This window comes from Microbulbifer maximicatervae (SeqCode) (assembly GCF_052467325.1).
The window spans coordinates 4,863,511-4,885,215 of record NZ_CP174310.1; the positions used below are offsets into that span (position 1 = coordinate 4,863,511).

Here is a 21,705-nt window from a genome sequence, read left to right on the forward strand (position 1 = left end):
TTGTTATCGGGGTTTTTGGCGTTTCTCCAAACTCTTCTGGTATCCGCCCCAGTCAAGTGCACCCAGGCGCCACAGATAAATAAGCCCCACCAGCAGTATCACGATAAATACGGTGGCCTCGATAAACCCGAGCAGGCCAGTTTCATAAAATGCGATGGACCAGCTAAACAGGTAAATCGCCTCCAGGTCGAAGACGATAAACAGGATGGCAACAAGGTAATAGGCGACAGAGAGGCGCAGGCGCGCATTGCCCTGGGAAACAATACCCGACTCGTAGGGCTCATCGGTAGCCGGGTCCCTGCGTTTTTGACCGAGAAAATAGGAAAGGCTGAGCATTAAGGTAATTAGGGCAAATACGGCCAGGCAATAAACAATCAATGGCCAAATCTGAGGAGTGAACTGATCCGGGTAATTCAACTTCGCTCTCCCATGTTTCTGCGGGCGAAGCCCGTATCAATCACTGGTCTTGCAGTAAAAGGGCAAATCAAGAATTCTGATTTTGAGGGTGCTCTCACGCAAGAAGAGATAATTTGAAAAACGATTATTGCTTTTCTGCGAAATTTTTTAGTTGTCGGTAATCCTTTTCGCTTGTCTGATTTATAAATCGTTGCGGGAGATAGCGCCAGTGGTGCGAAGGAACGTTTAATTCTTATGTATATACTTTTTATTCGGTAGGGTTATGTAATGTCTTGCGACAGTTCGATAAATGAAGATGTGCGCCAGTATTCAGAAGATGAAGGAGGGGCCTATTGTTCTTAAACTATTCCTCTGATCAAAAGCAGATCGGAATTTTTAGGGTTTCGTAGTAGTGGAATTAGAGTGTGATGTCATTGGCTTGTTTGGCACCTAATAATGCCATCATAGCGTACTCCACTTGCGTTTCTGTATGGGACTTTCCATTTCTCATGAGAGAGGTAGTTTGGCCAAGCAAGTACATTTAACCAATTCTTTTCGGTATTTCTAACAAGGTACACATCGCTTGCGTTACATTGAAGTTTGTACCTACGGAACCCTTCTTCTATTACGGAATAATCTCGCCCCTTGAGCTGAACTTCAGAGTCCCCCCAGCGGCCATCTGAGCTTTCAAAGCTAACATCTGGGTTGTGGATTTTTATAAAGCCAAGGAGGAACATAATCCCGGAAACCAAAATTAAGATGAAAATTGTTCGTATGATAGTGGTAGTCATCGCTTGTTTCCGACTATCTTTCAGTTTTTGGTTTGGTGCAGGATCTTAATTCGTATCACTCTACAAATGATCGATCGGAAATTGGTGTGCCCAATTCAAAAGTTAAGGTGAGTTTTAATTTCCATTATCACTAAAATGCCTCTCCTTCTATAAGCCACCCATGTTCGTGGAGTTGTTTCCAAGTTGTGCGTTTTGTATTGATTTTTCTGACTGCTTTTATGCCTTTTCTAGATTTTCATTAAATCTATATTTAATATATTTTAAGTAAAAATTTAGAAGGTGTATCTTTATCCTATTTTGGTTGTCGTGATTGCTATTTAACTTCTGTAGCCTTTTTTGAATGCTCATACTTGATTCAAATCTGTATAAGTCTGAAAATCTCCAGGTAAAATCAAATGGTGTTTTTGGTGTCGAGAGTCTTTACTTGTTAAATGTCACACTATAACGTGGTGTAGAGCTGGTTGGAATAAATATGATAATTGTTTATTTCTGATACCGCTTTTCTCAAAAAAAATTCATCGACTTTTTCGTTAAAAAACAGTGCGTATCTGTTTTTCTCGGAGTTATCTATTTTGAAATCATATTCAATATCGAAGTGCTCAGCCAACACATCTTCGATGTAATCAAGCTGGTCTCAGCTACAAAGCTCTATGCATATGCCAAATTCGGGATCACTGCTAACATCAAGCTTTTTCGTAAATATCAGTCTATTTTTCATGGAAACTTAATTTTTAGTATATGGGCGACTGAAACAGGGCGAAACGATGTGTAGGCCGCAGGGCTCGGCACCCATCGCCGGTCTTACGGACCGTTTATTTTTATAGAGGTTACCGAAATCGGACATGTCTGGATGCCCTGCTTTCAAGTAGACGAACCAATGCCGGGTCCATGCGAGCGTAATTGTCAGGGATGTCTAGACAGATCAGTTTCTTGCCTTTTAGGAGGTCTTTGAATTTTTTTGAAACTTTATTCCGGTGGGACTTTTCCATAACAAAGACAATGTCAGCCCATTCGATTAGGTCGCCACTCACCACTGTTTCGGCATCACTATTTGTGCCTGCACCGATGGCATTGATGCCTTGATAGGCTGAGAAAACCTCTTCACCTGTCGGGCTTCTAAGTCTGTTTTCACTACATACGAACAGTAAATTCATAATATTCTCTAGGATACATAATGCTTAGCGTAGGGGGTTCTATCAGGGCCACTACTTGTTAGGAACTTTGCACGCTCTCAAGTTTTAAATATCCTTCGCATGCAACTTCAACCACTCTACTTTCATCACCAGATAAGTAAATTTCAGCTGTATAAAATCCGGCTTTACCAGCAGCCGAATTTGAAGGATGTAAAATACGAAAAAAACCACTAGGTACAGAACACCCTCTGGGAAAAGAATAAATATTGCTTATGTTGCCTGAAGGCCCTGCTGCTAATCGATGATCAGTGCCTTTAGGAAGTTCGATACAAGTGGTCACATGAAGTAGGTAATATACGCCTTCACCTTGAAGATAAATCGGGAGAAATTCAACTCCCGGAATATAATTGATCTTCTCTTTTACTAGCTCAGACACAGCGTAAGCGCCTGGGTTAAATAAGACACTTGTCGACCCTGATTTCGAATAAATGCGAAGCTCGGGAACATCCCAGTCTGACAGAAGTGATCCTGGCATGCCAATGCGAGGATCGTGCCATAGATACTCATCATCATCAAACCAAGCGCATGTAAAATTACCATCCTCTTTTGATACAGGTGACAATTTGTAGATCATTCTAATTCCTGTCTAAATCTCGCAGCAAAGCGACTGCAGAAAACGCCCACAAGATAAGCCGCCCCGGGCGGGGCCGAAGGGTGGTAGCCTTGCTGACTATGATTGTAAGATTGTTCTTGTTTGATTATGATACTAAAAATCACCATTCGTTAATGGGGAAATTGAAGCCCACATTTAGCGGTAATCGAAAGCCCTGATTATCACATACTGTTTGATTGTCGGTCCATTTAGGCCACATAAATAGGGATGTGTCAGAGACCCAATAAGCATATCTACATAGTTAGATTTGGTTTTGAGGCAGAAAAACAAGACAAGAAGCAAGTGAAGAAGGGATCGAGGAACCTTTGGCGTTGCAAAAGTTTGTCATACACAAGATTTTTATTGCCCATCATTGTTCATATATAGAAATATTCAAATCATTGGCCTTCATAGCTATCTACTTTAGTAATTAAGAAGTCCCAAAATGCTTTGATGCGCGCTGTGTTTCTTAAATCCTTGTTAGCCAGAATCCACAAAGATGAGTTGTACTTAGTTTCCAGTCTATAGAGTTCAACTAGATCGTATGAATCATCAGTTGGTAACAAAGCTATCCCTTGATCATTGAGAGCCGCGTTCAGAGCCGTAGTTATAGAATTACAGTATATAGATTTGGCGTTGTTCTTAATTTGTTTCTGATACCAGTGCACTGCAGGGTTATCTAAATGCACATAGTCAATTGCCCTTAGGCTCTCAATTTCAGACAACTTGAAAGAAGCGTCATATCCACTAGTCTTCAAAAAGTTTTCAGATGCATAGATACTTAATGATATGCCTATGATTTTGCGTGCAATTAGGTTTTCTGGTGCTGTATGACTTGCCCTAATGGCAATGTCCGCATCGCGATGTTCAATATCCAGAGCCTGCTCACTTTCAAGGATCTCAAATTCAACATCGGGGAATGCTATCCGAAACTCACTAACCCATTTGGGCAAAGTAGTTGTTGCCATTGTTGAGGGTGCGGTAACACGAATTAAACCTTGAACTTTTTCATGTTGCAGAGAACTTTGAATGAGGATGCCATCGGCTAATGACTCCATTCGCTTGGCACTATCCAAAATAGTTCGCCCCGCCTCAGTCAGTTGGTAGCCGCGACGACTAACAATAAATAGCTGCGTTGAAAGCTCGCTTTCAAGCTGCTGGATCCGCCTCCAAACAGTGGTTGAATTAACATTCAACTGGCTAGAAGCCGCCTTTAAGGTTCCTTTCTCTGCAAGCGCGATAACGACCTTCAAATCGTTCCAATCCATGACATTACCCTGACGTTGCATTCATGCAATATAAGTTTGCCTTTTTGTCTATATAACTGCAATAAGAGAACACCTAGTCTGTGCTCGTCATTAACGAAATAGGGTTCCCTTCATGAGAAAACAGGTAGTCATCTTTTACGTGGCCTCATCTATGTTCGCGGTGCTGATGATGATATCAGGCATGGCCAAACTAACAGGACAGGAAGCCATTGTTCAGGCAACGGTTGATTTAGGCTACCCGCTTTATTTGTTGAAAATCTTAGGAACCGCCTATTTGATTGGCGCGATTGCAATTCTTCAATCAAAGTTTGAAACACTTAAACAGTGGGGATATGCAGGTTTCTCCATCGCTTTGACCGGAGCTGCGGGATCGCACTTATTGGCAGGGCAAGCGCTCAGCACTGCTTTACCAGCTACTGTCCTATTGGCCGTTTTAGCGATTGTGGTAACTCTGAATGCAAAACTGACTCGCCTTAACCTTTCTTTAGGAGGAGACCTCAACAATGTCTCTCAATCTCAAAGAGACATTTCAGAAGCTAATTAGATGTGACGTTTCTGGTGTTTGAGATAGAAAGACTGTGATGCGGTGCACTGATTGATCCGGTTTAATTAACAACCAAGAGGAGTGCTTTTCCATGAATGATAATCATGCTGCGTTACTGTGGAAAACGATCTCATCTGACTTGATTCAGAATAACGCTAAAGAAGGCGCAGGCGATTCAGGCTGAGCAAGTTGAATTGCTTGACCAGCACCACTCATTGAAAACCAAGGATGGTAAACCTTCTATTACGCGCTATGGTTATTTACCCGGACGAATAAAGCTGGGTTAGGCGGTATTAGTGTTAATATCCTGAAATTTCAAGATCACTTTGGTTGAGGCAACATTTTGGCTACCTCTGTGATCAACGGGACCCATTGTTGTATCTCATTATGCCTTTAAAGCCCACTGAGGGAGCCCCACAACTTGTCCCAGCGTTCTAGTTTTTCTTCGGCACTTAACAGCCTTGGCTGCACTTGAACAGGTTTGCCAATTTCATTCGTGTCGTTCAATATGTTGAGATTTACCGCTCCGCGAAGCTGACTATTTATATCGCAGCCTACGGCTAACAGTTGATTACAACTTTTACAATGATAGAAATTAGCGAGCTGATCCCCATTTTGTCTAGTTGAAATTCCATCGCCAATGAAAGTTACTAACATATTTGGATCACTAATAATGCGTGATGGGTTGGCTTGGCAATAATTACAATCGCATACGCGTGGAGTTAAACCTTCGAGTGGCCCAGTAAACTGAACCTCAACTCGCCAACGGTTACATTTACACGATCCCTTACAGAACATAAGCATTTGTGCCAATTACAGTTGAACACGGCGTTCGCATTGTCGGCGAGGGAGGTCCCCCTCTTTGCCATCACGCGCGTCAGTCAAGATAGTTAATGTGGTGGGTTTCATAGAGTCGGCTTTACATATTGTTGTTGTGGGACGTCCGTTTTATAGTTTAGAGCGAAAAGAATAAATATTTTACATTTTGACTTACAGCTAACTGTAAGTATGAGATAATAATAGCAATAATAAACTTATTTCCCATCCCATTTGTAGTTTGGATTTATCTTAATGAAAAAAGTATTAAGTGTATTGCTTCCGGCAGCAGTGCTTACCGGTATTGTTGGGCCCAAAATAGTAGGCACTCAGCTCGAGTCATCTATTGATGAAATAGTCTCTACCGCGAATGAAAATTCGGCATACACGGTTGAAGTAAAAAGCATGGATTCATCCTGGTTTTCAACCCAGACCACCTTTTTGGTGAGCATGGATGTCAGTGCTTTCTCTGATGTATCAGGTGCCCCTGAAATTGATCCTTTTTCTGTAGAAGTAGACTTTAGTGCTTCCCACGGCCCCTTCCGTTTCGGCGAGCATGCTGGTTTTGGTTGGCTCGGCTGGACGCTAGAAGTTGCCGGTGATCAATTACGTGAACACTTGGTTTGGGCTGAGGAAGCTCCTTTTTACCAGATTCACGGCAATATGAATGCCTTAGGTGGTTATTACTATAACGATAGCATTACGCCATTTACTACTGATGTTGAGAATCAAAAAGCTCAGTTAACTTTTAGCGGTTTTCAAGGAAAAGGGCAATATCAGGATGAGCAACTAGCTTACCAGGGGAGTGCCGATAGCCTTACTGTTGCTTCCGAGCTAAGGGATTTTAAGGTTGAAAGGTTGACTGTAGATATGACCATACCTTCCTCCCTTGAAGCAATTTTTGAGAGTGCTTTTTATGATTCTGATACAACAATTAACCTTGGCGTCATCAAGTTAAATGATAAAGAGCAGGAAGAAAATGTTGACATTGCTGATCTATATATAAAGGCCAGTACTGAACTCAATCCAGAAAATCAGCTGGGGAATATGCAAGTTGCCTATGGAACTAAAAAGGTTGATATAGCTGAATTCCACGGTGAAGATCTGGCCCTTGAGCTTGAGGTCACCAATATCAGCCAGGAATTTATGAAGTCTTATCAGGAGTTTGCCATCTCACTCAATAAACTACCTACGGAAGAAGCAACTGCTAAGACAATGGAGTTTATGAGTGAAAACTTGCTATCTTTAGTGGCTGGCGAGCCTCAACTGAACATTACCAGCTTACGTGGAACTTTCCCACAAGGCAGCTTTAACAGTAATCTTCATACTAGCTTAGTTGGCATCAGTGCGTTACCGGAACAACCGCTAGATCCGGCTTTTTGGCTGTCACATACCTTAGTTGACGGAGAGCTAAGTGGCGATAAAGCTGTGATTGAATTTATTGCCGTACAAGTGATGAAAGCTCAATTGAAAAATAACCCTCAAACTCAAGGTATGAGTGAAGAGCAACTGGAGCAAATCGCTGCTCAACAAGTGCCGACCATATTAGCGTCTCTTGAACAGCAAGGTTTGTTAGTGTCTACCAATGACGGCTACATCTCAAATGTCAGCCTGAAAGACAGCGAGCTTAAGGTGAATGAAAAACCTATGCCGCTACCGCTTTAGCATATATTAGCTGTTTGTGATAGAGGTGGCTTATCTTAAGCCACTTCATTCTTTCCTCTCTCATACTGACTGTTTATTCCCCTTTTATAGACGCCACCAGAACCATCAAATAATAAGAAGTGCTTAAAGTGCCTCTAAGATAGCATTTGCTTTCAGATTGAAAGTATCCTTGGATCATCTCTTACATCTAATGTTTCAAGCAGAGGCACCAGTTCCACTAGCGTCCAGCTGGCCTGATTTGTTAGGCATTCCCTCAACAAAGGTTGCCTTAACCCTTTTGGAGAGCAGCATATATGGGACCCATATGATTCCACCTATCAGAACCCTAAAAAATTCGTTCGCTATTTCTGGATCAAAAATCGGCTCATTAGGCATGACAAACTGTATTAGCCATGCGTCTAAAGGTATAATAATCAATGAAACAACTACTATTAAGATATAAATTGATGGAAAAAGATAGTGCTTGCTGAAAAATAGAAATGCTAAATATATTAGAGCTACGAACATTGCTACATTGTATGCAATCTCACCAATTAAAATTGGCGCCCACAGTGGATTGTAGGCTTCTGAGCCCACGGTTGTTAAAGCTTCCCATGTACCATCAACGAATATTGGTTGAAATATAGGGAAGGTAGTTGTAAATAGCCTGATTGGGCCTAGTACGACACCAATTCCGACTAATATAAGCCAACCGGATAGCCCTTTAGGGTCTTCCTTGCTACTCATGATATCTCCTTAATGACTACAACAGGGAGGTTGGTGTGGAGTGTGGGTCTTCCCGAGAAGAGCCAAAAGCTCGTAGTAACCTGCTTATACTTATTCTGTTTTTTATGCTTCACTTTTCTCTGATAATTTTTTAATCGTGTTACCATAATAAATTAAGAATACACCTAAACATAGCAATGAAACAATAATAATATTGTCAAATATCGACTTAATGAATAATAAAGCATGGGGATCAACATGCCGTCCTAGGAGTATGCCCAAACTAGCGTATATAAAATATAACAACTTGTGCGGCCACACTTCATCTCTATCGTTTGATTCCGTTTTGTATCCAAGAAAGGGGATGCTAATTATAAGTGGAATAAATAATACAGTATCGTAATAGCCTACATGCATGGACAAAAATACTGAAATTAATAGAAAAGCCCCTAATAATCTAAGGTTTAAATATTCTTTTAGCATATTGATATGATTCGCTTAACACTTAAGGCTCCGTTCTATGGTGATCGCTATGCAAGATTCAATATTCGCATGAATAATCTAATGCCGGGCTTCTGTGAAAATGTAAACCTGTCGGAGTTTGCCCGCAGGTCTATACCTGCACGTCGAACTGCGACGTTCGAAGAAATCGGGCAGACCTGTGTTTTTCTCGCCTCTCATGGAGCCCGATACATCAATGGGCAAAGTATCTTGTCTGATGGGGGCATGAATCGGGCGGTTCGCTAGTAAGTGTGCTTTACCTCAGGGGAGAGTATAAGCTTCAGTCGACTGTAATGCATAATGACGCGCACACGGGGCGAGCGTTAGCGAGGCCCTGGCCTGCTTTCTCGCCGTTCACGGTGTGCCTGGTTACTACCTAGGCAGCAGCAAAGAATACAGTCGACTCTTGAAAAAATGATTTCACAAGTTTTCTATTTTTCTTGATGCTCTGCAAATCTGCATTTGCACGACTCAGTAGTGTCTCACCTTTTTTCAGCGGCCTCTTTGAAGTCCCTATATTTCTCATATGATTCCAGACCAACTCATCTGGATTTAGGTCTGGTGCATATGGCGGTAAGAACACCATTTCAAGCTTTCCATCCTGTGAATCGACATACTCCAATACCTTTTTCGATTTGTGTACTGGGTGCCCATCAACAATGAGAATCACTGGTCTTTTCTGACTTCTCTGGAAATTTTTGAAGCATTCTACGCACTTTTCTGCCGTGAACTTTCCACTATAAATATGATACCAGAAGCCAGTGCGTCCTGAGTATTTTTTTTTTTTTTATAAATAAAAAAAAAAATACGTGCTATCCAGGAGATGGAGGTCGGCCCTCCGTTATCGCTTTGCAGGAAGTGATAACAAACCCCCTCAAGGTGATCGGAGTAAAGAGCTTTGGTTAGAAGCGCTTGAGGAAAAGGCGTACGAGATACGTCAGGTATGTTGTGTAGAGACGAATGCAAATGAACCACTGATGAGGTGTCGAAAGCGTATTACCAAGATGATGTCAAAACCCGTGCACTGGCTAAGTGCGGGGATAAGCTTGGAGGTTACCTGTTTACCGACCGAGTGGCATCCGGCATAGAGGTGGCGTGAACACACAACAGGCTTTTGGGTGGAACAGGAGAACCTGTCGTCCAGGTGTTAAGGAAGAGCGTCAAGTAGAGGCCCTGCAAGACGTTGAGTACCAAGACTGGTCACAGGGGCGGAACAACCCGTAGTAGTGGAGAAGCGGCTGTAATGGACGTGGAGCGAAGGGGTTGTCGTATTCGGCGACTAACCGTGTAATCAACCCAGATGGGGAGGAATTAACGATTAGCGCAAAGCCATTCAATATTCCCAAGCGAGCGGTTTGGGAAGCGTGGAAGCAGATCAAGGCCAATGGCGGCGGAGCGGGGATTGATGAGATAACGATAGAGCAATATGAATCGAATCTCGCCAAAAACCTGTACAAGCTATGGAATCGGATGTCATCTGGCAGCTATTTTCCATCAGCCGTCAAACGAGTGGATATTCCGAAACTCGATGGCAGCCTGCGACCACTGGGTATCCCCACAATCGAAGATCGCATTGCGCAAATGGTGGCTAAGCAACTGCTGGAGCCAGAATTGGAGAAGGTATTTCACCCTGACTCCTACGGCTATCGGCCAGGCAAATCTGCTATAGACGCAGTGCGCCGAGCTCGACAACGATGCTGGGATAGAATCTGGGTAGTTGATTTAGATATCAAGGGTTTCTTTGACAATATTAATCACGAACTCCTGCTGAAGGCATTAGATAAACATAATAATCATCAGTGGGTCAGACTCTATGTACAGCGCTGGTTAACGGCTCCAGTACAACATCGGGACGGACAGCTTGAAGAGCGAACACAAGGTACTCCACAAGGGGGTGTAATCAGCCCTCTACTGGCAAACTTGTTTTTGCACTACGCGCTGGACGCCTGGATGGTGAGAACGCACAGAGATATTCCTTTTGAGCGTTACGCGGATGATGCTGTTTACCATTGTCGTAATCCTCGAGAGGCGGATCGCTTACTGGCGGCTCTAAAAGCACGCTTGACTACCTGCGGGCTTGAGGCTCATCCAGAGAAAACGCGCAAGGTCTATTGCAAGAACAGTAATCGTAAAGACTCCCACCCAGTGATCCACTTTGACTTTCTGGGCTTTCGATTTGGTCCCAGAAAAGCAAGGAATCGCCAAGGACAGATCTTCACCGCATTTAGTCCTTCAATGAGCCCTAAGGCCTTCAAGAGGATTAAGGATAAGGTCAGGCAATGGCGAGTAATAAACTGGGTGGATCGATCACTATCTGAAATGGCAAAAGTACTTAATCCCGCAATACAGGGTTGGCTGAACTACTATGGTCACTTTGGGCGGAGATATGGTGTTTATCGACTTCAGAAGTATCTTGACCAAACGCTGATGCGTTGGGCCAGGAAGAAGTTTAAGCATCTGAAGCGAAGCTGTTTCAAAAGTTGGGCCTTTATTGGAAAAGTTCGTCAACAAATGCGCGGCTTGTTTGCACACTGGAGAATGGGAAGATTGAAAATGTGCTGAATACGAAGAGCCGTATGAATTGAGAGGTTCACGTACGGTTCTGTGAGAGGTCGAAGGGGAAGTTCCTTTGGTCTACTCGACCCTCTATTCGATAAAGCTGAGATCGCATTGATTGACTGTCTTTGACCACTCGTTTTTACCACTGGAGTTTTTCCTTTTTCTCCCCATGTCCTTTGGAGTGGATCGTCTGATCTGATACTAGCCTCGTCCAGCCAAAATATTTCTGCACCAGTTTTTTTCGCATAAGATTTAATCTTTGGATAGACTTCCTTTACCCATTTATTCACCGCCTTCTCATCTCTCTCGTAAGCTCTTCGTAGAGGCTTTTGTGGCGTCAGGCCCAGTCGATGTAGAAGTGTGCCGACACTAGAAACGCTAAGTTCAATTTTGAATCTCTCAAAAATCAAATCCGATACGATCTGACGTGTCCACAATCCGAAATCAAAGCCATATTGCCTTGGATCGCCACCAATAATCCATCGTTTGACTTCCTCTTCTTCAATAGCTGACAGTTTTCTACCGCGTCCAGGTCTAATTTTTGGAGATAGCGCTTCAATACCTTTCTCCCGAGCAGTCCTTAACCATGGGAAAATAGTTCTGCTCCCCAGCCCTAAGCTACGACTAACCTCCGCCGCAGATTCTCCATCAAATACTCGCTGAACAGCAATTTTACGTATGAGGTGCTGCTCCTCAGTACTAAGTTTTCTGGCATCGTATTTCATGCAGTTTATATTACCAGGGTGTACTGATTATTTCTGCCCCGCTAGTATATCACGCTCGGGAGTGTTGTATAAAGGGAGCTGCGGGCAGCGTAAGAGCAACCTGACAAATAATCTTAAGAGCTTATAGAAATTTCTCCGCGAAACTTGTGACAAATGCCCGGACGGAATCTGAGCCAATGCCATGGATATATGGGGTGAAAGTATGGTTTGAAAATTTGACCGGCAACAATAGTTACTTGTTAAGCATTGCAATGCTACAAGCCAGAATAACTTTGGTAAACCTCATGGTCTTTGTAGCCTCCTTGCTCGTTTAAGTTGATATATATTTGAATGGTGCAGTCATAGAGTAGCCAAAGAAATATAGATTCAAATTTACAGTCAGCCTCATTTTCTCGTACGATGGCTTGATACCTAAAAGAATGCTTGTCATAAGAGTGCGCAATGTTGGTTGAAGTTAAGTATTCTTCAATTACTTGCTGACTGTCGCCTTGCGAAAGATTTTCAGAAATACTCTTCTGTATTTTTTCGACTGTATTGAGGCTATTACCCCAAGCAGGATTACCAATTATTGCTAGTACTAATATGATAGCTACCTTCACTGCTCTTCCTTGAACGCCGAATGCCATTTTTACCCGGCAGGCAAAGCACAGCTTTGACTGCTGGAACGTGTGAAATTCCTTGTTATACCTTTTCTAGTTTTAGGTAATGCCGACGAAACCAAAATTTAGGCTCCCTCTGAAAAATGGCCTCCCAAGAGAAAGACCTGAAGCCAAGTTCGCAAATACGTAGCCGCCAACGCTCATTACTATCAAAGATGCCGAACTCCAAGAGGTCTTCACCTTCGACTGTGAGATCTTCAATAAATCCGAATCTATCTGATGTTGAAACGCGATCTATGATGCTGCCATTTTTACCAAGCAGGCTATACCAATAACTTACACCATCGTAATAATCATAACTAGAAATCAGCAGAGTAAGATCACCACATGAATATTCATGGCGCAGCTCATCTCCCGGTAACACTAATTTACGTGTACCATCGGAAACCACTATAGAGTATTCTCCATCGGGTTGTCCTTTCCCATTTGCAGGGCTGTAACTGTAAGATTTCTTCAAGACCCTACCTAGTATAACGCCCATAGCTGTGGGCAGTTTGTAGTGAGGAACGATTGGATAACTGGTCCGCCAGTCTGCGCATGGTACGCCCAGCATGGGCGTGAGCTAATGGGGTGAAAGTCCCCTGTAGGAAGATCACCATTTAATGGATTCCATTAAATGCCAACTACCAGAGAATGGCAACTGCAACATCGTGAGGTTTGTGGGACGAAGCCGCAAGCAAAACAGAGCTTCATTACGGATGGGAAACCATCCCTTGTGGACCTGTAGGATAGGTGGTGTGGGGGCCGGCAGCTAGAAACTACCGGCTACCCGATTTAAATGATGAGGCGGCACGAACTTTGTCCAGCTTTTTTTCAATACTATACGTGTAAATTCTTGGCGTCCCGTCGGGAAAATATGATCGGACCACATAATCAGATCCTAAACCGGCTTCTACGATCTCTTGATAAAGCTCTACATCTTCCTTCTTTTCCATATCAAGAGTTTGATCATACAGTGGGCCAGAGTGAGCCATGCCAAATTGATATAATCCGTTTTTATCTTTTGTAAGATAAACTAAATGTTCTTTGTCGATATTATAGTTAAAACTACAATAAGTACGATTTTGTGATACCTCCACAATCTCATTTTTTTTAATATTCCCTTTAAATGGCTCAATTATGAGATACTTATAGATTCTTACACCGCCCTCATCTTGAGCTGATCGTGCTGTAGTTTCTGCTTGTATTAAGTACCCTCGAAAAGCAATGTCACTCGACGCCAAATTCGATTCATAGACTGACATACCCTCATACTCCTTCAGCATGAAGGGAGAAACTTTCATACACCCAAAAACATTTTCTGATATAGCCCACAACAATAGTAAGAGTAATGGAATGTATTTCATTATTTCACTTATCGTCTCAATAATGGGCCGGAGCACTTAGTTTGGAGGTCCAGCCCCGAAGGGGTAGCATTGATTGACTTGGCACGCCCAGCATGGGCGTGAACTAATGGAGTGAAAGTCCCCTGTAGGAAGATCACCATTTAATGGATTCCATTAAATGCTAACTAACAGCGAATGGCAACTGCAATACTGAGAGGTCTTGTGGGGAGGAAGCCGATAGCAAAACTACGAACTGACGAATAGAAACATCCTATAAGGCTTAGCCTGGAGGTGAGGTGGCTAAGGACACCTAAGCCATATGATCTAACGGGTAGAGTAAATGATATAGTTGTGTATAAACCGTTCACGTCCTTAGCTGTGGAGATCTGCTTAACCTGCTGTAGTTAACCTTCAGTGTGCTCGATTGATATCGTTGCGTGATCGCTGGGTAGATGTTCATTACCGATAGCGAGCCGCACATTGCGGACTCGCACGATGGGTGGTGTGGGGACCGGTAGATAGTAACTACCGGCTACCCGATTTATAGATCGTTAAAGGCGGAACAGAGTATTTACATAGATGTCAGTTCACGTTTATCCAACGCAATTCGTCCTGATAAAACGACCATCTTGATATTTTTAAGGTCACGAATATCACTCCAGGGCTGACCATCGATAAGTAGTAGGTCAGCAGATTTACCAACTTCAATGGTCCCCATTTGATCAATTAACCCTAAAGCTTCGGCACCATTTCTAGTGGCAGCTATAAGCGCTTGCGCATCAGGTAGTCCAGCTTCAACCATGCGTGACAATTCATTGTGGTAGCTGTCACCAACAATCATTTTGCCTTGTGTATCAGTGCCAACACCAAATTGAACACCAGCCTCGTGTAAGGCCGGTATATTCAGGTGTCCCTTGGGTTCTCGACCTAAAGTTGGTACATAAACTATATTGTGCTCGACAATCAATTGCGTTGATTCTGGGCTAATGAGATTGCCATGTCGCACACCATGTTCAATGGTAGTTATGCCAGCTTCAATAGCTTCATTAGTTTCTTGTGGAGAGCCTGTGTGTACCGCAACCCAAAGCCCATGCTTGCGAGCTTCCGTCGTAATAGCCTGCAAGGTTTCCTTTGAGATGCGTGGTAACGTGATTTCGCCCTGTTCATTTGTATGGCCCTGGTAGACGGCCTTAATACCGTCAATGCCTTGTTCCGCCAGAGAAGCGATTTTCTCTTTTACATATTTTGGATCATCGGATTGCACGACCATTTGCTCGATCATACGATTTGGTATTCTTTGAACTGGATGTCCACCAGGGGCAGTAAATATAGGCCCCGCAATAAACATATGTGGTCCAGCGACCTCCTGGTCGTCAAGTGATCTTTTTAGCTTATAAATTCCTGAGCTGGGATCGCCGACGGAACGATAACTTGTAATACCTGATTCGATCAATTTCCGTCTAACATCTGGTTGCAATCGGATCGAATTCCAAATCATTGCAGGTAAGCTACTCTCGCTAGAATCAGCTTTACCACTGAAAAAATGGCCGTGAAGCTCTATGAGACCAGGTACAATTGATTTACCTGCTGCATCAATTTGAATAGCATCTATTGGTACTTCACAAGTATTTCCCAGGCAGGAAACTTTACCATCCTCTACAAGGATTCCAGGGTTCTCAATGGGCAACGTACCAGTACCATCAAATAAGCTGCCATTGCTAACCCACATGCTTCTACTTGGCTGCTCCCAAACATATAGATTATGGTTGTAGGCGACTATAAATGCGATCCCACTAAGGACACCAAAGCTGGCAAAATATTTTAGGAATTTTATCAATTAGAATCTCCCTTATTTTTATAAAGCTCGGCCTGTATTTTATACACACCTTTTAAGCATTACTCAATGTCCCTACACCGCAGCACTAGCTTAATGTAGCCCTAAAATTCGCATAGACTATATCCAACAGTACCGTTTGCAGACCTGAGGGCCATAAAACCTATAACAAATAGTGAATTCGCTCTGATTTAGTATTCTTATAGTACAAATAAGACCCTCTATCTTACATCAAAATTGGCTCTTAAGTGATTTAGGTAATATCTCGTCTACTAGTTCAGAGCATAACTCGGGGCCGATATGAACAAAAATACTTGTGTATAAAACTAAGTGCCTGGCTCACCGAGAAAATTCTGATGCCGGCTTTGTACATATTTTGACATAAAAGGTGACAATTCGAATTTGTATGGTGTAGTCTCTTGGCACACCCTGCATGGGCGTGAACTAAAATGTTGTTGAATCACCAGTCTCTAGCCAGATGACCGTCTAAAGGCTGGATAGCTTGCTTAGTAGGATTTGCGCCTGAACTAGAAACTCTCTATTGCATGTAGAGCCATTGCGCAGGATCAGCGGGACATTCCTCACTAATGAAATATTCATTTCACTGCGAATATTGCGCACTCCTTCGATGGTTTACTTCAGCCTGGCGACAGCCCTTTTTGCTTCTTCATCGATTTTGTTGTCACTGGGCTCTGGGTACTGCTGGAGCATGATGGTTTGGCCCTCGGCATCGGCCAGAGCATTTAGGTGTGGCCGTAATCTCATTCGTTTTTTTTCTACCTTTTGCTGTACAAGGATAAGCCGAGCTTCAGATGCAAAAGCACTCACTATATGTTTGGAAATTGTTTTTTAGCTTGATCGAAGCTGTACCTTAACATCTTCTCATCAGTCGCAATCAAGTTACCCAACTCTTGCTGAATACTATGAACCTATTACAGAAAATAGCACTTTAATTGTTTGGGGTCTAAGCTTGGAATAACCCGACTAAATGTGTTTTTTAGGGTATTCCGTTATTTGGAGATGTGAATTTTTTAGATAATCTTTCTTAGATTCTGGGAAATCAACAAAACCTCTACAGCTTTCCGCACCACAAAACATGATAACTAAAACATCGGGTAGGGAGTGTGGCTTGTGCCGATCAACCCGTGGATATTCTATGTCCTCAAAGTTATGTAAAAGATAACGCTATCCAATTTGTATGAAAACACGCCACTCATCAAAAAGGATGGCTGTTCTAATTTATGTGGGACAGCCCTGCTATAGCGTCCCCATGCGTCAATACCAACGCAACATCAGGTTTTGCAATATTTAGCAATCCTTTGTAATACTTTGAAATATAATTAGCATCAAACTTCCGATACCCTTTCAGGAAATAAATATCATCGAGATAGGGGGTATCCATGGTAGTTTCAGTTAACGGCGTTAAAATAAATGAGAATCAGATAGATAGCTTGGCTCGAGAAGCCTTTGAATTTGCTGAATCAGATTCAGAAATGAAAGGTGAGGTAGACAAAGGAAAACTTACGTATAATAAAATTAGAACGGTGTTGAAAAATTGGGTTGTTTCAAGGCCTCATGAATTCAAATTCACCGGCGGGCTTAAATTAGGCTCAATCTGGCCGACCCTGGGTTTTAAAAGTAAAGAACCTAAAGCTTGGTGGAAAGGCTTTAAGTCGGAAGATGATTTTAAAAAACAGCTTTGTTATGAGTCGAATAGCCGAGTGCTAGAAAATCGTAACAAAGAATTAGAGCTCGCAAATGAAATACTCGAGCATACATCAACAGCTAAGGTGCTTAATGAGTTGCGCCGGGCGTTAGGCAGTATCTTTTGGGATAGGGATGGCAGGGCTGGTATACTAAGCCACTATTTTTCGACCTATACTCCCCTTAACTTATTCCCAAACTGGACGGGTAGCTATAACGAAGCTAATTCATATCCAGACTATAAGGAATATAGAGAAGATGAAGGCGTTTTAAGCCTTAAATTAGGCCAATCCATTTGGAAATATCCGACACGCAGTAAAGATCGACTCAGTTTGATGTTTGATAAACGTAATTTTACGGTTTCAGAGAATATTGCTATCTTACATGATATCAAAGAACTTTTTAGTCCCAGAGGAAATAGCCGCCTTTTTCCCACTTGGCATAGCCAAATCGTTCCTCATCCATACCAAGGTAAACAAAGTCCCGATAAGCCACGTCGTTGGAAGCGTAAGGGAGAACGATTCTATCGAGTTGATGTTTTAAAGAAAGATTTAACACCGCAAAATGGCATACCGAAAGAAAAAGACGATGTTAACACTGAAATAAAATGGGATCAGGGCAGATTGGGGGCGGGCACTAGAAATGAAAAATCACCTGATACCATTACTGCCCGGAATCATTTTATGCCCATTGAGACCGGTCGCTCGCATACTGCTGCGAGGTTATTCGAGATGGTGTGCCTATTAAAACCCAGCAAAAATGCGTCCAAATCCGAATGGGTGCTGTTCGAGCAAAGGATGCGAGCAATGGCTTTTGGAATTTTTGGTTACTGGAATGGAAGTAATGGCTATCCAAAAATGTTAACGCCAGTACACACCTATCACGAAGTCATGGACCCCGCCGAAGATTATCTTTCAGGTATCTATGATAACCCTTTCACTTATAAGGATATAGAAGGCTATTTAGACAAGGGTTGTGAAAGTGATTCTGCAAATGCAGTGAGTTCAGATCCAGTAAATGAGTGGGAAACATTTATTGAGCACTTAAAAAAATATAAAAATACAAGAAGTTTTCCCAATCCTGAGAACGAGAATGCTGCTTATGCCGTTGAAGCATTTCTAGGACAATTAGACTTTGGGGAGCCAGCCTGGAAGAAGAGCACCAGTGATAAAATCCGAGAACTGAACGGTGATGTACGGTGGACATCTAACCAGGGCTGGTACAGGGAATCCAAGAGTTCCGGAAAGGGCAGTATTTTAAAAGAGCTTAATTACGGCCATATCGCCTCGGATTGTTTGGAAAGTACGCGTTTGCGTATTACTGCTGACCATGTTAGATACGATGGCTATTATGAATTTATGTATATCTTGCCTAAGCATGGTGATGGAAACAAATTACTTGGTGCTAATGGCTTTCCTTTACCTACAGGATCATACATGTTTACGATTGGTGAAGATGGCAGGCTTCGTTATTTCCCTACTGACGATGGGTATGCGGAAGGAGGGCATAAGCTAAAACATTTTGCCCAGTATTTACCACATGCAGCACTGGCCAAGCGTGAATCGGTTTATGCGGCAGGTAACTTTGGCGTTGAAGAAGGAGAGCTAAAGTGGGTTTCTTCAACCAGCGGTCATTATCGAGTAAACGATAAAATGTGCTGTCATAATTTTTTTGCTACTATTTCTGCGCTAGGGTATAAATACGAGGAAAAATTATTCTTATCTTACAGTGATGCAAAGAGGAAGTTCGCGGATTTGAAAAAGGGGAAGTCTATTCTTCATGATACTCGCCCTAAGCAAACTCAGCTAACAAAAATTATACTTAAAGCTCTGGAAGAGATAAAATTGACTGTACCTCGTAGAAGGTAAAATGAAGGATATTGTTGTCCAAGATCGTAGATTGCCAACATAAGTGACACACGTCTGCCCGCTAGAAATTCTAGTGGGCTCAAGTAATTTAGAATCTTTCATGGAAGAGTGTTTATACGGCTTTTGAGTATTTTGTCAAATTTTATACCTTCCGGGAAGAAACTTCTCAGTAGATCATTCGTATTTTCGTTCAATCCAAGATCTCAAAAGGGATAAGGCCTTCTAAAATATATTTCGCACCCAAGTTTCTGCGCAATCGATTGATGATCAGCAAACTCCCCTCCGTTATCGAAGGTTATCGTTTTATATATTGCCTGATACGGCTTCAGCATCTGCTTGATCGTCCGACTTATTGTGCTCTTACTATTGTTGGGCGCCCTGCGAGTGAGCAACAACTTAGAGACTCGCTCAACTAAAGTCACAAGTGAACTATCTTGGCTGTAAACCGTATCGCTCTACCAGTGGCCGAGCTCGGTGTTTCCATTAATAATCGTAGGTCGTTCTTCAATCTCAATACGCTCCGGAATGAGCTTTGCTCCCGCACGCTTTCGGTAAACTTTGCCTTTTCGTGGAAGCTGCAAGCTCCAACCAAGCTGAGCTATCCAGCGACGCTAGTAGAACAACTGATCGTTTTCTCACATTTCTCAAGTTTCTCCGGGCTAGCAACGTGTCCGGGGCTAACGTTTTTTAGCTGACGGTTGATTTGTACCTTCATAACGAAGTCAAACTTGATGTACTTACGAGCCCCATATCGCCGCTGTAATGCCTGGAGATGAGCGCTCTCAGCATAGTATGGATAAAGCGATTGAGCTGTAGTGCAATGGCTCGAGCCGAATAGCTCTGTCCATTGAGGACTTCGATCTGGTATCGTTCTTTCGAGGTCAGCTGGTTGGTATGGGTTCCCATTAGGTTCCTGGCTTGTTTGTGTGGAGGCTAACTAGCCTACAGCCAGTTGGTCTCCTTCGCTATCGCCATGTGTGTCGATTATTGTGGGAATCTAGGATCTTTTTTAAATCATCCAACGATTTGAATTGTTTAATCTCGTCCACTGAGGATTTTTCAATATATATTTATTTAGTGCTAATACTCATGTTTAAACTCTATTCGTATCGGAAGGTCGGTCATTGCGTAGTGACTAAACTGCTGACCTAGCCCTGTTAGCTCGCTAAAGCCCTCTTCATCGAATACTGAAACTGGCCGCCAGCAGCTTGAAGCGCCCTGTGCGAAGTTTTCACTATTTTTCCTCCGCCGGGAAGCTTTTTCTCTTCATCGCTATGTTCGATTACTTCAGAATCTCATGTGCTCTAACGCTGCGATGGCCGGCAGCCGGAGTACAGCGTAGGCTGATCTTTTCCGATAGGCTTGAAGGTGATGGTATTGGTATACCCGGCATGGGCATGGGCATGGGCATGGGCATGGGCATGGGCATGGACTAATGGGGTGAAAGTTCCTTATAGTAAGGTCACGATTTAATGGGTCCCATTAAATGCTAACTACTAGCGAATGGTAACAACTGTTATATTGTAAGATCTTGTGGGGGAGCAAGCTGCTAGCAAAACTACGAGCTGATGACCGGAAACATCTTATAAGGCTAGCCTGGAGGTAAGGTGGCCAAGAGCACTGAAGCGGTGTGATCTTAGGGGGGAGAGTCAATGATGCAGTTGTGTAGTGAAAGCTCAAGTTCTTATCTGGAGAGATCTGTTTAACTTGCTGCTATGAAGCTGTCGGTGTAGTGGCTGAGTCCTAAGTAGGCGCAATCCGCTAGCCACCATCGTGGGGCAGACAAAAATGGTGGGACACGGCAGCGCCTCGGTCAGTAATGGCCAAGGTAATTAAACATAAGTCAACCGATGGCATAGTAGCCAAATACCAAGGTTAATAATTTGGACACGGTGGAGGCCTGAACCTTAATTCATGAGTTAAAAGACTGGGTAGCCTACTGATATATTTCCAGGCGAATAAAGTTAAGGTGCTTCTTTGCTATGTCACTCAGCTCAAATGAAGAGCTACTTGATCCTATCGTTGGATAGAGATTCATTACGGATAGGAAACAGCCCATTGCGGATCCACTCGATGGGTGGTGTGGGGGCCGGCAGCTAGAAACTACCGGCTACCCGATTTAGGTTTTACTGCATTTTTCTTTAAGCAAATCTAAAGAAATACCACCCAGTCCCCTGATTCTCTCCCCACTATATGTGATTGAATATCTCATACTTGCAGGATTTCCTTGCATGAATACAACCGCTTTCTTTGGAGTAAAATCATCTGACATTTTGTCATGAGTATTTTCTTCATACACTTCACCGACTCCATAATATAAGTCAACTCCATCTTCTTGCTTCAAGATATCTTCAACCACACTTTTATAATTACCATCTTCACCAGGCTCATATCTCACAGTAAGGATTACAGTAGCCTTTTCGATCATCTCATCCACAGATAATTCATGGAAATTTGGAGTATTAGGATATTTATTGTTTTCTATGGAAGAAGCTTCTGTAATAGTCATCTCGGAATCGAAGTTTTGAATAACTAATGGTGGTATTACGTAAAACATCTA

Annotated in this window: 18 protein-coding genes and 1 pseudogene; 5 read left to right on the plus strand and 14 right to left on the minus strand. The window is 42.8% G+C overall.

What is annotated here, in order from left to right; translation table 11 throughout:
• Positions 1-3: 3 nt before the first annotated feature.
• From ndhC to ACJJIE_RS21610, 4 genes are all read right to left on the minus strand, one after another.
• The gene (ndhC, locus tag ACJJIE_RS21595; RefSeq protein WP_282934024.1) at positions 4-417 is read right to left on the minus strand and encodes an NADH-quinone oxidoreductase subunit A; all 414 of its coding nucleotides are present in this window, start codon (positions 415-417) and stop codon (positions 4-6) included.
• Positions 418-2,014: 1,597 nt separating this feature from the next.
• Complete coding sequence (locus ACJJIE_RS21600; RefSeq protein ID WP_444892935.1) at positions 2,015-2,341, minus strand: low molecular weight protein tyrosine phosphatase family protein; 327 nt, start codon at positions 2,339-2,341, stop codon at positions 2,015-2,017.
• 58 nt (positions 2,342-2,399) lie between these two features.
• The gene (locus tag ACJJIE_RS21605; protein WP_444892936.1) at positions 2,400-2,954 is read right to left on the minus strand and encodes a hypothetical protein; all 555 of its coding nucleotides are present in this window, start codon (positions 2,952-2,954) and stop codon (positions 2,400-2,402) included.
• Between the two features lie 416 nt (positions 2,955-3,370).
• Positions 3,371-4,240, minus strand: a complete 870-nt coding sequence (locus ACJJIE_RS21610) for a LysR family transcriptional regulator (protein ID WP_444892937.1) — start codon at positions 4,238-4,240, stop codon at positions 3,371-3,373.
• Between the two features lie 112 nt (positions 4,241-4,352).
• Between ACJJIE_RS21610 and ACJJIE_RS21615 the strand changes: the two genes are divergently transcribed.
• Both ACJJIE_RS21615 and ACJJIE_RS21620 read left to right on the plus strand, forming a co-directional pair.
• Entirely contained in the window at positions 4,353-4,784 is a 432-nt protein-coding gene (locus ACJJIE_RS21615) for a DoxX family protein (protein WP_282934020.1), read from the plus strand.
• A 1,071-nt stretch (positions 4,785-5,855) separates the two neighbouring features.
• Complete coding sequence (locus ACJJIE_RS21620; protein ID WP_444892938.1) at positions 5,856-7,265, plus strand: YdgA family protein; 1,410 nt, start codon at positions 5,856-5,858, stop codon at positions 7,263-7,265.
• A gap of 195 nt (positions 7,266-7,460) precedes the next feature.
• On the opposite strand, the gene ACJJIE_RS21625 is transcribed toward ACJJIE_RS21620, so the two are convergent.
• Positions 7,461-7,991 (minus strand): DUF2569 domain-containing protein, encoded by a 531-nt coding sequence (locus ACJJIE_RS21625; RefSeq protein WP_444892939.1) that lies wholly within the window; start codon positions 7,989-7,991, stop codon positions 7,461-7,463.
• A 468-nt stretch (positions 7,992-8,459) separates the two neighbouring features.
• Between ACJJIE_RS21625 and ACJJIE_RS21630 the strand changes: the two genes are divergently transcribed.
• The gene (locus ACJJIE_RS21630) at positions 8,460-8,717 is read left to right on the plus strand and encodes an SDR family oxidoreductase (RefSeq protein WP_444892940.1); all 258 of its coding nucleotides are present in this window, start codon (positions 8,460-8,462) and stop codon (positions 8,715-8,717) included.
• Between the two features lie 130 nt (positions 8,718-8,847).
• On the opposite strand, the pseudogene ACJJIE_RS21635 reads toward ACJJIE_RS21630, so the two are convergent.
• A pseudogene (locus ACJJIE_RS21635) lies at positions 8,848-9,225 on the minus strand (transposase); the annotation flags it as partial.
• A gap of 509 nt (positions 9,226-9,734) precedes the next feature.
• Here ACJJIE_RS21635 and ltrA point away from each other — a divergent pair.
• The gene (gene ltrA, locus ACJJIE_RS21640; protein ID WP_282931929.1) at positions 9,735-11,033 is read left to right on the plus strand and encodes a group II intron reverse transcriptase/maturase; all 1,299 of its coding nucleotides are present in this window, start codon (positions 9,735-9,737) and stop codon (positions 11,031-11,033) included.
• Here the strand turns inward: ltrA and ACJJIE_RS21645 are convergent.
• The 6 genes from ACJJIE_RS21645 to ACJJIE_RS21670 form a co-directional block, all read right to left on the minus strand.
• Positions 10,976-11,755, minus strand: coding sequence for an IS630 family transposase (locus tag ACJJIE_RS21645; RefSeq protein WP_444892941.1), 780 nt, complete (start codon positions 11,753-11,755; stop codon positions 10,976-10,978). The two genes, ltrA and ACJJIE_RS21645, sit on opposite strands and share 58 nt — an antisense overlap.
• A 254-nt stretch (positions 11,756-12,009) precedes the next feature.
• Positions 12,010-12,354: a hypothetical protein gene (locus tag ACJJIE_RS21650; RefSeq protein ID WP_282934016.1), complete on the minus strand. Its 345-nt coding sequence runs from the start codon at positions 12,352-12,354 to the stop codon at positions 12,010-12,012.
• Between the two features lie 82 nt (positions 12,355-12,436).
• Positions 12,437-12,871, minus strand: coding sequence for a hypothetical protein (locus ACJJIE_RS21655; RefSeq protein WP_444892942.1), 435 nt, complete (start codon positions 12,869-12,871; stop codon positions 12,437-12,439).
• A gap of 301 nt (positions 12,872-13,172) precedes the next feature.
• A complete protein-coding gene (locus ACJJIE_RS21660; protein WP_444892943.1) occupies positions 13,173-13,760 on the minus strand; it encodes a hypothetical protein in 588 nt (195 codons plus the stop codon).
• Between the two features lie 550 nt (positions 13,761-14,310).
• The gene (locus ACJJIE_RS21665) at positions 14,311-15,576 is read right to left on the minus strand and encodes an amidohydrolase family protein (protein WP_444892944.1); all 1,266 of its coding nucleotides are present in this window, start codon (positions 15,574-15,576) and stop codon (positions 14,311-14,313) included.
• Between the two features lie 630 nt (positions 15,577-16,206).
• Positions 16,207-16,338 (minus strand): hypothetical protein, encoded by a 132-nt coding sequence (locus ACJJIE_RS21670; RefSeq protein WP_444892945.1) that lies wholly within the window; start codon positions 16,336-16,338, stop codon positions 16,207-16,209.
• Positions 16,339-16,973: 635 nt separating this feature from the next.
• Here ACJJIE_RS21670 and ACJJIE_RS21675 point away from each other — a divergent pair.
• Entirely contained in the window at positions 16,974-19,145 is a 2,172-nt protein-coding gene (locus ACJJIE_RS21675) for a hypothetical protein (RefSeq protein ID WP_444892946.1), read from the plus strand.
• Between the two features lie 203 nt (positions 19,146-19,348).
• Here the strand turns inward: ACJJIE_RS21675 and ACJJIE_RS21680 are convergent, their stop codons facing one another.
• The gene (locus ACJJIE_RS21680; protein WP_444892947.1) at positions 19,349-19,567 is read right to left on the minus strand and encodes a DDE-type integrase/transposase/recombinase; all 219 of its coding nucleotides are present in this window, start codon (positions 19,565-19,567) and stop codon (positions 19,349-19,351) included.
• 1,697 nt (positions 19,568-21,264) lie between these two features.
• Complete coding sequence (locus tag ACJJIE_RS21685; RefSeq protein ID WP_444892948.1) at positions 21,265-21,654, minus strand: hypothetical protein; 390 nt, start codon at positions 21,652-21,654, stop codon at positions 21,265-21,267.
• Between the last annotated feature and the right edge of the window lie 51 nt (positions 21,655-21,705).